Annotated in this window: 12 protein-coding genes; 3 read left to right on the top strand and 9 right to left on the bottom strand. The window is 75.7% G+C overall.

Annotated features, from left to right (window positions below):
• Positions 1-44: 44 nt before the first annotated feature.
• Together AS188_RS10735 and AS188_RS16945 are read right to left on the bottom strand one after the other, a co-directional pair.
• Entirely contained in the window at positions 45-875 is an 831-nt protein-coding gene (locus tag AS188_RS10735) for an undecaprenyl-diphosphate phosphatase (RefSeq protein WP_058858843.1), read from the bottom strand.
• Positions 876-969: 94 nt separating this feature from the next.
• Positions 970-1320 carry a hypothetical protein gene (locus AS188_RS16945; RefSeq protein ID WP_058858842.1) on the bottom strand — a complete coding sequence of 117 codons (351 nt, stop codon included), beginning with the start codon at positions 1318-1320 and terminating at the stop codon, positions 970-972.
• 40 nt (positions 1321-1360) lie between these two features.
• Between AS188_RS16945 and AS188_RS10725 the strand changes: the two genes are divergently transcribed.
• Positions 1361-1594, top strand: coding sequence for a DUF5703 family protein (locus AS188_RS10725; RefSeq protein ID WP_058858841.1), 234 nt, complete (start codon positions 1361-1363; stop codon positions 1592-1594).
• Between the two features lie 15 nt (positions 1595-1609).
• Here AS188_RS10725 and AS188_RS10720 read toward each other — a convergent pair whose 3' ends face one another.
• Both AS188_RS10720 and AS188_RS10715 read right to left on the bottom strand, forming a co-directional pair.
• The gene (locus AS188_RS10720) at positions 1610-2788 is read right to left on the bottom strand and encodes an acyl-CoA dehydrogenase family protein (RefSeq protein WP_236944968.1); all 1179 of its coding nucleotides are present in this window, start codon (positions 2786-2788) and stop codon (positions 1610-1612) included.
• Positions 2789-2808: 20 nt separating this feature from the next.
• A complete protein-coding gene (locus AS188_RS10715) occupies positions 2809-4131 on the bottom strand; it encodes a M20/M25/M40 family metallo-hydrolase (protein ID WP_058858840.1) in 1323 nt (440 codons plus the stop codon).
• 331 nt (positions 4132-4462) lie between these two features.
• On the opposite strand from AS188_RS10715, the gene AS188_RS10710 reads away from it, so the two are divergent.
• Positions 4463-5446, top strand: a complete 984-nt coding sequence (locus AS188_RS10710) for a CAP domain-containing protein (protein ID WP_058858839.1) — start codon at positions 4463-4465, stop codon at positions 5444-5446.
• Positions 5447-5480: 34 nt separating this feature from the next.
• Here the strand turns inward: AS188_RS10710 and AS188_RS10705 are convergent, their stop codons facing one another.
• A complete protein-coding gene (locus AS188_RS10705; protein WP_058858838.1) occupies positions 5481-6488 on the bottom strand; it encodes a zinc-dependent alcohol dehydrogenase family protein in 1008 nt (335 codons plus the stop codon).
• Positions 6489-6695: 207 nt separating this feature from the next.
• Between AS188_RS10705 and AS188_RS10700 the strand changes: the two genes are divergently transcribed.
• Positions 6696-7577 (top strand): manganese catalase, encoded by an 882-nt coding sequence (locus AS188_RS10700; protein WP_058858837.1) that lies wholly within the window; start codon positions 6696-6698, stop codon positions 7575-7577.
• Positions 7578-7679: 102 nt separating this feature from the next.
• Here AS188_RS10700 and AS188_RS10695 read toward each other — a convergent pair whose 3' ends face one another.
• The 4 genes from AS188_RS10695 to AS188_RS10680 form a co-directional block, all read right to left on the bottom strand.
• The gene (locus AS188_RS10695) at positions 7680-8780 is read right to left on the bottom strand and encodes a glycosyltransferase family 2 protein (protein WP_236944967.1); all 1101 of its coding nucleotides are present in this window, start codon (positions 8778-8780) and stop codon (positions 7680-7682) included.
• A 154-nt stretch (positions 8781-8934) separates the two neighbouring features.
• Positions 8935-9678 carry an MBL fold metallo-hydrolase gene (locus AS188_RS10690; protein WP_058858836.1) on the bottom strand — a complete coding sequence of 248 codons (744 nt, stop codon included), beginning with the start codon at positions 9676-9678 and terminating at the stop codon, positions 8935-8937.
• Between the two features lie 82 nt (positions 9679-9760).
• Positions 9761-10459: a type 1 glutamine amidotransferase domain-containing protein gene (locus AS188_RS10685; RefSeq protein ID WP_058858835.1), complete on the bottom strand. Its 699-nt coding sequence runs from the start codon at positions 10457-10459 to the stop codon at positions 9761-9763.
• A gap of 136 nt (positions 10460-10595) precedes the next feature.
• Entirely contained in the window at positions 10596-11234 is a 639-nt protein-coding gene (locus tag AS188_RS10680; protein ID WP_058858834.1) for a deoxynucleotide monophosphate kinase family protein, read from the bottom strand.
• Positions 11235-11388: the final 154 nt, after the last annotated feature.

Raw genomic sequence — 11388 nt, 5'->3', positions numbered from 1 at the left:
GCCTCCCCCAACCTACCGGAGACCGCTCGGCCCTCGTCCCCCGGTCAGGCGCTGATCAGGCCCAGGCCCAGCAGCACGAACAGGACCAGGCCCACCGCGATGCGGTACCACACGAACAGGGTGTAGCTGCGGTTGGAGATGTAGTGCATGAACCAGCCGATGATCACGTAGGCGACCGCGAAGGCCACCCCGGTGGCCAGCAGCGTCTCGGCGGTGCCGTAGGGGCCCGCCTGCGGTTCCCCGACCGTGGTGGCCAACTTGTAGAGCCCGGAGGCGAAGACCGCCGGGATGGCCAGCAGGAAGGCGTAGCGGGCGGCCGCCTCGCGGGTGTATCCCATCAGCAGCCCGGCGGTGATCGTCCCGCCCGAGCGGGAGACCCCGGGGATCAGCGCGAGGGCCTGGGCCAGCCCGTAGAGCACGCCGTGGCGGACGGTGAGGTCGTCGAGGTGGCGGTGCTGGCGCCCGACGCGGTCGGCCACCGCCAGGAACACGCCGAAGACCACGAGCATCGTGGCGGTGATCCACAGCGACCGGAACTCGGTGTCGATCCAGTCCTCGAACAGCAGCCCGAGCACGCCGATGGGCAGCGAGCCCAGGATGATCAGCCAGCCCATCCGGGCGTCGGGGTCCGAGCGGGGCACCCGTCCGGCCAGTGACAGGCCCCACTGCCGCAGGATCCGCACGATGTCGCGCCAGAAGTAGATCACCACCGCGGTTTCGGTGCCCAGCTGGGTGATCGCGGTGAAGGCCGCGCCCGGGTCGGCGCTGTGGGGCAGGAACTCCCCCACGATGCGCAGGTGCGCCGAGGAGGAGACCGGGAGGAACTCGGTCAGGCCCTGCACGAGGCCCAGGATGATGCTTTCGATCCAGTTCACCCGGCCACCCTACGGCACCGGGCACCGCCGTCCGGGCCCCGCGGACACGCCCCGGTGCGGGGCCGGGACGGGGACCGGCGGGAGGCGGGGGCCCTCAGCGGCGGGCGCGGGCGGCGCCGTCCTCCCCGAGGTCCTCGTAGTCCTCCTCGTCGACGAGGTCGTCGTCGAGCATCTCGTTGTCCTCCAGCAGCTCCTCGTCCGGGTCCTCGTCGTCGTCCTCGTCGTCGAGGTCGTCGTCCTCCTCCTCGGCGAAGACCGTCAGGGGCGTGACCTCGTCGTAGGCCTCGTAGAGGGCCTCCTCGTAGGCGTCGAAGGCGTCGGCGATGGCCAGGTAGGCCCCGTCCACGGCCGGGTCGTCGTCGCCGCGGCGGTTGGCGGCGGCGGCGAGGTGTTCTTCGAAGGCACTCACGAGGGTCTGCAGCGCGGCACGAGGGTCGTTGCTCATGAGGTAGACGTTAGCGCCATTCCGTGCAGAATGGGGACCGATGAGAGAACAAGTCCGCACCGCGCAGGCGCCCCCGGTCCCGGACGCCGACCAGCGCTACGAGTACCTCCTGCTCACCGTCGCCCCGCACGAGCGGGTGGGCGAGGCCCGAGCCCGGCTGAGCGAGCACGCCGAGTACGGCAAGTGGGAGCTGACCCGCTCGGTGCAGCTCTACGGCGGGGCCCGCAAGTACTGGCTGCGCCGGCGCGTGATGCGGGTGCGCCGTACGGCCTGAGGCCCCGGACGGGGCTCAGCCCGCGGCCGGTCCCAGCAGGGCCCGCGCGGTCGCCGCGTGCACCGACTCGCTGTCGGAGGGGTGGTAGATCCCGGCCAGCACGTCGCGGTAGAGCCGCTCGAGCTCCGCGCCGCGGAAGTACTGCCCGCCCCCGGAGGAGCGCACGGCCAGGTCCACGACCCGGCGCGCCGCCTCGGTCGCCCGGTGCTTGAGCCCGGAGAACAGCAGGAACCACCGCGCCCCGTGCGGTGGCTCGGCGGGGGTGCCCAGGGCGTCGACGTCGGCGGCGAGCCGGTCCAGCTGCAGCTCGATCCCGTCGCGCACGATCACCGCCTCGGCCAGCTGCCACCGGATGTCCGGGTCCTGCGCGTACGGGGCCTGCGCCGCCCGCGAGCGCCGGGTGGCGGCGATCCCGGCCGCGACCTCGATCGCCCGGTCGGCGAGACCGGTGTAGACGGCGGCCAGCAGCAGCTCGAAGCACCCGAAGATCCCCCACACCACGGGGTCGGCGTTGGGGGCCGCGGGGGTGCGGGTGAGCACGTGCTCGGGGCGCAGCGGGGCGCCCTCCAGCACGGTGGTGCACGACTGGGAGGCGCGCATGCCCAGGGTGTCCCAGTCCTGGCGGACCTCGATGCCCTCCGCGTCGCGCTCGAGCACCCCGAAGACCAGGGGGTTGCGCTCGGCGGCGGTCTCGCGGGCGTGGACGAGCAGCCGGGTCCAGGCCGGGGAGAGGGAGGTGAAGATCTTCGTGCCGCTGAGCCGGTAGCCGTCCCCGTCGGCGACGGCCTCGGTGGCGGCGTCGAAGAGCACCGCGTCGTTGCCGGCCTCGGAGATGCCGAAGGCGAACAGCTCGCCGGCGGCGGCCTGGGCGAACAGGTGCTCGGCGCGCCGGTCCCCGCGCTGGTGCAGGGTGCGGGCCATCCCCATGACCACGTGGTGCATGTTGATCCCCAGGGCCGTGGCCGGGGCGGCGGCGGCCAGACGCCGCTGGGCGGCCACGGCCTGCCGGAGATCGGCCCCGGCCCCGCCGTGCTCGCGCGGGACGAGCAGCAGCGGGTAGCCGGTGGCCACGAGGTCGGCCAGGTCCTCGGTGAAGAAGCGGTTCTCGCGGTCGTAGCCGGCGGCCCGGCCGCGCAGCGTGGTGAGCAGCTGCTCGGGCAGCAGCCGGTGCAGCAGGGCGTCGTCGTCGGGCACGGGTCTCCTCCGTCGGGTGGTCAGTACGAGGTGAGCAGCCGGTGCAGGACCCGGGAGCCGAACTCGAGGGAGTCGGTGGGCACCCGCTCGTCGACCCCGTGGAACATGGCCGGGAAGTCCAGCTCGTCGGGCAGGCGCAGCGGGACGAACCCGTAGCCGGTGATCCCCAGCGGGTCCAGGGACTTGTTGTCGGTGCCGCCGGAGAGCATGTAGGGCAGCACGACCGCCCCGGGGTCCTCGGCGTGCAGGGCGTCGACCATCGCGTCGACCACCGTCCCGGAGAAGGGCACCTCCAGGGCGATGTCGTCGGACTCGAAGGAGAACTCCACGCCCTCCCCCGCGAGCTCCTGCAGCTTGGCCAGCACGATCTCGCGCTGCTCGGGCAGGTAGCGCACGTCGAGGCCGGCCTCTGCGGAGCCGGGGACCACGTTGACCTTGTACCCGGCCTCGAGCATCGTCGGGTTGGCGGTGGTCTGCAGGGTCGCCCCGACGAAGCGGGCCACCGAGCCGAGCTCGCGCAGCAGCCGCTGCGGGTCCTGGGGGTCGAACTCCACGCCGGTGAGCTCGGTGACCCCGTCGAGGAACGCCCGGGTGGTCTTGGTCAGCTCGATCGGCCACCGGTAGGAGCCGATGTCGGCCAGCGCCCGGGAGAGGCGGGTGACGGGGTTGTCGTCGTTGAGCTGGGAGCCGTGCCCGGCGGTGCCGCGGGCGTGCAGCCGCAGCCACATCAGGCCCTTCTCCGCGGTCTGCAGCAGGTAGGCCCGCTGCCCGCCGATGGTCGCCGAGTACCCGCCGACCTCGCTGATGGCGTCGGTGACCCCGTCGAAGAGGTGCCGGTGGTGCTCGGCGATCCAGTGGGAACCGTAGACCATCCCGGCCTCCTCGTCGGCGAAGAAGCCGAAGACGATGTCGCGTCGGGGGCGCTGGCCGGTGCGCACCATGTGGCGCAGCACGGAGATCATCATCGCGTCCATGTCCTTCATGTCCACGGCGCCGCGGCCCCAGATCATCCCGTCCCGCAGCTCCCCGCCGAAGGGGTCCACCGACCAGTCCGCGGCGATGGCCGGGACCACGTCGAGGTGCCCGTGCACGAGCAGCGCGTCGGCCGAGGGGTCGGTGCCCTCGATCCGGGCGAAGACGTTGGCCCGGCCCGGGGCGGACTCCAGCAGCGTGGTGGGGACCCCGACCTCCTCGATCAGCCCGGCCACGTACTCCGCGGCGCGGCGCTCCCCGCGGGCGTCGCCGCTGCCGAAGTTCGAGGTGTCGATCCGGATGAGGTTGCGGCAGATCTCCACGGTCTCGCCCTCGGGCGTGGAGGCGGCGGCGCTGCGGTGGTCGGTCATGGGGTCCTTCCTGGGGCGGGTGGGCGGACGGTGCGCTGCGGTGCGGCGCGGGCGCGGGCGCCCGGACGGAGGCGGCGGTGCGGGCCCGGACGGGCCCTGCCAGCCTATCGCCCCGCCGGCGCGACACGCGTCCGCCCTGGTCATGTCACGATTCGGCAACTATGTGTGTCAGCATCTGATGGCACCAGCACCCAGGGCGTCTTCCCCAGCCCAGCGGGCCCCTTCCCCGGCCCTCCTCTGTCCCGCCGGCCACCCGGCCGGCGCAAGCCCCCCGGCGCGCGGTTCCCCCCCTCCGTCCGCGCGTGCCGACAGACCAGGAAGCAGAACACCCATGGCGAAGCACCGCTGCGCTCCCGCGCGCCGTCCCGGCCGGCTCACGGCCCTTGCCCTCTCCACCGGCCTCGGCCTCGCGGGCCTCGCGACCGCCTCCCTCGCCGCCGCCCCGCCCGCCCGGGCCGCGGCCCGGGACATCGTCGAGGTCGGCCCCGCCCAGCGCCAGGCCGACGCGCAGGTGATGCTCGAGGAGATCAACCGGTACCGGGCCGCCCACGGCGCCCCGCCGGTGCGCTACTCCGCGACCCTGTCGCGGATCGTCCAGCAGGAGTCCGACCGCCAGGTCGCCGCCGAGCAGTTCTCCCACGGCACGGCCTTCCTCACCGACCCGCGCACCGGCCCCTACACGAAGGCCAACGAGGTCATCGCCCTCGAGCACCACCGCGACGTGCGCGCGCTCGTGACGTGGTGGACCACCTCCGCCGCCCACGACAAGGCCATCAAGGACCCCCGCCACCAGGTCATCGGCATCGGGCTGACCTACGCCGACGGCCGCCTCGAGAGCACCGGCAAGCCCTGGCAGGTGCTGGCCACCGTCAACCTCTACGAGTACGCCCGCGGCGGGGCCCCGGCCGACGCCGCCGACCGCGTCGGGGCGGCCCCCGCCGCCCTGGCCCCGACCTCCGGCGGGCACGCCGTGGGCGGGGCGATCGGCGAGCACTGGGCCCGCCTCGGCGGGCGCACCGCGCTGGGCGAGCCGATCACCCCGGAGCGCTGCGGCCTGGCCGGCGGCGGGTGCTACCAGGAGTTCGCGCTCGCGGGCCGCATCACGACCGTCTACTGGGCCCCCGGCCTGGGCTCGCACGCGGTGGCCAACCACGGGGCGATCGGCCAGGCCTGGATCGCCGCCGGGCGCGAGCACGGCTACGGCTACCCCGTCACCGACGAGGTGCGGGTGGGCGCGGAGGTCCAGCAGCGCTTCGCCTCCGGCCACGTCCTGCACTGGTCCCCGGCCACCGGGGCCACCTGGGCGACCCGCTGAGCCCTCCGCCCGGGCCCCGCCGGGGCCCGGGCGCTCACAGCTCGACGACGATCTTGCCGAAGTGCGCCCCGGACTCCTGGTGGCGGAAGGCCTCGGCGGTCTCCGCCAGCCCGAAGCTGCGGTCCAGCACCGGGCGCAGCCCCGTCGTCTCGAGGGCGCGCACGAAGTCGGCCTGGTGCCGGCGGCTGCCCACGATCAGCCCCTGCAGGCGGGCCTGCTTGGCCATCAGCAGGGCCGTGGGCACCTCCCCGGCGGCGCCGGTGAGCACCCCGATGAGGGCGATGTGCCCGCCGATGCGCACCGCGCGCACCGACTGGGGCAGCGTGCCCGGCCCGCCGACCTCCACGACGTGGTCGGCCCCGCGCCCGCCGGTCAGCTCCAGGACGGTGCGCCCCCACGAGGGGTCCTCCCGGTAGTTGATCGTGTGGTCCGCCCCGAGGGCCCGGATCCGCTCGAGCTTGGCGTCCGAGGACGAGGTCGCGATGACGGTGGCCCCCAGCCGCTTGGCCAGCTGCGCGGCGTAGACCGAGACCCCGCCGGTGCCCAGGGTCAGCACCACGTCCCCGGCCCGCAGCCCGCCGTCCACCACGAGCGCGCGCCAGGCGGTGAGCCCGGCCGTGGTGATGGTCGCGGCCTCGGCGGCGCTCCACCCGGCGGGGGCGCGGGTGAACCACGTGGCGGGACGCACGACCACCTCGCGGGCGTAGCCGTCGAGGCCGTCGCCGGGCACGCGGCGGAAGTCGCCGTCCACCGGCGGGCCGTCCTGCCAGTGCGGGAAGAAGCAGGAGACCACGGTCTCGCCCACCGCGAACTCCTCGACCCCCTCCCCGACGGCCTCGACGACGCCGGCGCCGTCGGCCAGCGGGATCCGCCCGTCGGCGGCCGGGCTCGCCCCCGTGACGACCACGTAGTCGTGGTAGTTCAGGGAGCTCGCCCGCACGCGCACCCGCACCTGCCCGGGACCGGGGGCGCCGGGGTCGGGGGCGTCCTGGAGGGCGAGGCGGTCGAGGCCGCCGGGGGCGGCGAGGGCGAGCTGCTGCACGGGTGCTCCTGGAGGGGTGGGGATCGAAACCGGAGGCAGGGCGCCGGGGGCGCCGGGTGCTCCGCCGTGCCCAGCGTAGCCGTTGCACCACGATCCGTCAGCACCCTTCCCTTCGCCACGGGCCGCGGTTAGGGTGGCCTCACCTGCGCCGGACCGGGCCCGCGCCCGGTGCGGCAGGGCCCCACGGCGACGACACGGAGGAGACGCATGTTCACGCACAGTCAGACCCTGCAGTACCGGGCGACCCCGGAGGCCCCCGACGCGGTCTACGCCCGCAAGCTCCAGGAGGTGATCGGCGGGCAGTACGGGGAGATCACCGTGGCGATGCAGTACAGCTTCCAGGCGTGGAACGCCCACATCCCCGGCAAGTACCGGGACCTGCTCTTCGGCACCGCCGCCGAGGAGTTCGGCCACATCGAGATGCTGGCGACCATGGTCGCCCAGCTGCTGGAGAAGGCCCCGCTGGGCATCACCGAGGACGCCGTCCAGGGTGATCCGGCGGTCGCGGCGGTGATCGGCGGCACCGACCTCCAGCACGCGATCGTCGCCGGGGCGGGGGCCCGGCCGGTGGACTCGATGGGCAACCCCTGGTCCGGGTCCTACGTCACCGCCTCCGGGAACCTGCTCGCCGACATGACCGCCAACGTCAACGCCGAGATGCAGGGCCGCACCCAGGTTGCCCGGCTCTACCACATGACCGACGACAAGGGCGTGCGGGACATGCTCTCCTTCCTGCTGGCCCGCGACACCATGCACCAGAACCAGTGGATGGCCGCGGTGCGCGAGCTGCAGGCCGACGGGCTGGAGCAGATGCCGGTGCCCTCCAACTTCCCGCAGGCCAAGGAGGCCACCGACTTCTCCTACGACTACTACAACTTCTCCGACGGCACCGCCGCCGCCGAGGGCTCCTGGGCCTCCGGGCCGAGCCCGGACGGCAAGGGCGAGTTCGGCTACCGGGACCGGCCCATGGCCGGGGTGCCGATGCCCCCGCCCACCCACCCGGACGCCCGGTTCTACGGCACCACCGAGCAGTCCAACCTCAAGGAGAAGGCCGCCGGGGCGATCCAGGACACGCTCAGGAAGGAGTAGCCCGCACGGTGCGCTCCCCCGCAGGCCTCCCGCCCCCGGCGGGGGGCCTGCCCCCGTGCGCACGGCCTCCGTGCCCGGGACCCCCTCACCCGGGACTCCCCGTCACCCCGGGATTCCGGTCCCAGGGCTCCCCTGCTCGGGGCCGGCGGGACCGGCGCCCGCCCGCAGCCGCCGCCGCAGCCGGGCCGTGGAGTGCCCGGCGGTGCGCAGGCGGGCACCGGCGTAGGGCACCCCGCCGCGGCAGCGGGCGAGCACGGCCGCCCACACGCACACGGAGCGCTCCAGCACCCACAGCGGCGCCCACGCCGCGGACGTGGCCGGATAGACGGCCCGTCCCCCGGCCCGCCGCCGGCCGGCCTCGGCCAGGGCGCACACGGTCCCCGCCCCCGCCGCCAGGCGCACCGGCCGCCGCGCCGCCCAGCACAGCACGGGCAGCAGGGACAGCTCCGCGAGCAGCCGGACCGGCTGGGCGAGGTCGTCGTAGGCCTGGCGCACCCGCTGGCCGCGGAAGTGGGCCACGTCCGGGGGGACCCGGCCCACCAGCACGTCCAGGGCCACCCGCTCCCGCCCGCCGGCGGCGCGCACGGTGCGGATCAGCTCGAGGTTCTCGAACAGGACGTCGCCGTCGTAGCCCCCGGCGCCCAGCAGCACCGAGCGGCGCACCCCCAGGGTGCCCGGGTGGTCCCCGCCGAGGGCGCGGGCGAGCAGCGTGCGCCCGGTGTCCCAGCGGGCCTGCCAGGGCAGCTCGAGGTAGTAGTTCTGCGGTCGCACGACCTCCGCCTCCTCCAGCAGGGCCGCGATCCGCTCCAGGCTCGCCCGGGTGTGGCGCACGTCGTCGTCGGCGAGCACGATCCGCTCCTCGCGCGCCCGGCGGACCCCGGTCATCACCCCGGCGACCTTCCCGTTGCGCCCCGGCCACGGGTCGGGCACCACGTGCTCGACCGCCGCCGGGAACGCCCGGCGGTGGGCGGCCCGCCGCTCCGGGGCGGAGCCGTCGACCACCGTGACCGGCAGCCACTGCACGACCTGCTCCAGGTAGGCGGCCAGCTCCGCCAGCCCCGCGTCCTGCGACCACCGCAGGGGCAGCACGTACCGCACCCCGCGCAGCATCCCGGGCGCCGCCGGGTCCGGTCGACGGACAGCGGCGGTGCGGGGCGGGGCCGGGCGGCCGGGGTCCGCCGGCGCGGTGACGGGCTGGTCCACGGGGCGGCTCCTCCGGCGGCGGGGCGACGGGGCCGGGTGCCCGGTCCCTCCCCGGGTCTACCCCGCGCCCGGGCCCGGCCGCGGCGCCGCAGGCCGGGGTGCGCACCCCCGGTGCGCCCGGCGGCGGACCGGCAGCGGCCGGAGGACCGCCGGCTCAGTGCGCGCCGACGGCCCGGGCGTGGCGGGCGGCCGCCTCGGCCCCCTGGGTCCAGCGCTCGCCGTGGCCGGGCAGCACGGTCCCGGCGCCGGTGGCGGCCACGGCGTCGAGGGAGGCGAGCGCGGTGGCGGTGTCCTTGGTGGCGGCCGAGGCGACGATCTGGGGGCCGCGGCGGCCGGTGTAGGGGGCGAGGGTGACGAGGGCGTCGCCGCTGAGCACGGTGGAGCGCCCGGGCAGGTCGAGGACGACGTGGCCGTCGGTGTGGCCGGGAGTGTGCACGACGACGGGGCCTCCGGGCACGGGCACCGGCCCGCCGGTGCCGAGGGGCCGCAGCCGGCGCACGCCCCTGACGGTGAGGGCCCCGGCGCCGGCCATGCGGGCGAGCAGGGGCAGGGACCGCGGGTGGGTCAGGGGGTAGAGGAAGCGGTTGCGCTCGGGCCGGTAGCGGTAGGGGTGGGCGGCCAGGCGGGCGTCGGCGGGGTGGCCGTGGACGGGCAGGTCCCACTCGTCCTCGGCGCGGCGGGCGAAGCCGACGTGGTCGAAGTGGGCGTGGGTGAGCAGCAGGGCCTTCACGTCGGCGGGGGTGCGGCCGAGCTCGTCCAGGGCGTCCTGGAGCAGGGGCCACATGCTGGGCAGTCCGGCGTCGACCAGCGTCAGGCCGTCGTCGTCCTCGACCAGGTAGCAGTTGACGTGGGCGCGGGTGAGGCGGTGGACGCCGTCGGCGACTGCTCGGGTGAACATGGTGCTCCTCGTGGTCGGCTCCGGTGCGTGGGGCCGAGCCTACCCGCCCGCCCGGCGGGGGCCGGGCGGGCGGGCGGCGGGGCTACTCGGCGAGGGCCTCGGCGACGACCTCGGCCACGGCCTGGCTGGACTGGGGGTTCTGGCCGGTGACGAGGTTGGCGTCGCGGATCACGTGCGGGGTCCAGGCGGGGCCGATCTCGACCACGGCGCCCTTCTCGCGCAGGACGGTCTCGACGAACCAGGGGGTGTTCTCCCCGGTGCCGCCGCCGAGCTCCTCCTCGTTGCTGAACACGGTCATCCGGCGGGTGGCGAAGAGGAAGGCGCCGTCGTCCTGGGCGGCCAGCAGGCCCGCGGGGCCGTGGCAGAAGGGGGCGATGAGGGTGCCGGCGCGGTCGGCGGCGGCGAGCAGCCGGCCGAGGGAGGGGTCGTGGGCGAGGTCGGCCATGGGGCCGTGGCCGCCGGGGAGCACGAGGGCGTCGTAGTCGGCGGCGTCGAGCTCGGAGAGCACCAGCGGCGCGGAGAGCTCGGCGTCGATCCCGGCGAGGTAGTCCCGGAACTGCTGGGCGCGCTCCGCTCCCCCGGCCGCGTCGGGCTCGAGGGAGACGCGGTCGACGGTCGGGCGCCGCCCGCCGGGGGTGGCGACGTCGACGTCGTGGCCGGCCTCGCGCAGGACGCGGTGGGCGATAACGAGCTCCTCGGCCCAGAAGCCGGTCGGGTGCTCGGTGCCGTCGCGCATGGTCAGGGAGTCGGCGGCGGAGACGATCATCAGCACGCGTGCCACGGGGGTGCTCCTTACGGGGAGGTCGGGACCGCCGCGGCGGTCGCCGCGGCGGGGCCCGTCCGGCGGTGGGACCGGGCGGGCCCGTTCGTGTCCGCCGCAACCAGGGACGCGGGCGGGATATTCCGGGGCGGCGGGCTCAGCCCCCGGCGACGAGGGCGTCGATGCGCGCGTGCAGCTGCTCAACGGTGCCGTCGTTGACCACGGTGGCCGCGATCCACCGAGGGTCGATCCCGGCCTCCGAGGGGTGAGGGTCGGCCGGTCCCCCGGCGCCGGGGCGCACGATGTGCACCACCCGGCCGCCGGCGGCCACGATGGCCTCGGCCTCGACGTCGAAGCGGACGTCGGTGAAGACCACGGGCCCGCCGGCGCGGCGGGCGGCGGCCAGGCCCGTGTCGGCCCAGACGGTCTCGCCGAGGACCGTCTTGCCGGCCTCGCTGCCCAGGCGCTGGAGCAGCACCCGGATCTCCCGGTGCACGGGGTCGTGGGCCTCGTCCTTGAGCCGGTCCCACCGCCCCTGCGCGGCGGCGAGCACCTCGGACAGGCGCAGCCCGGCGCCGTCGCGGCAGCCCACGAGGGGGTCCAGGCGCTCGAGGAACAGGCGCAGGGGGTCGGCGAAGGCGACCCGCGTGTAGCCGTGGGCGGCGACCAGCCGTGCCCCCGCGGTGTCCTTGCCGGCCTGCTTGCGCCCGTGCAGCCCGAGCAGCCCGGGCAGCTGCGCCCGCCCGCGGCCCCCGGCCGGCGCGGGCGGGTCCTCCCCGTGCTGCGCGTTCCCCACGGCGTCTCCTCCCTCCGGCGGCCGGTGCCCCCAGCCTAGGAGCCCGCGGGCGCCGGTGCACGGGCCCCGGGACGGCGGCGGAACACGCCGCAGGTCACGGGGCCGTCACATCCGGCGCCGGAGTTTGCTAATGCAATACAGTGGGCGCGTCGCC

The organism is Kocuria flava, assembly GCF_001482365.1.
Taxonomy (GTDB): Bacteria; Actinomycetota; Actinomycetes; order Actinomycetales; family Micrococcaceae; genus Kocuria; species Kocuria flava.
This window is presented reverse-complemented; position numbering and strand designations above follow the sequence as displayed.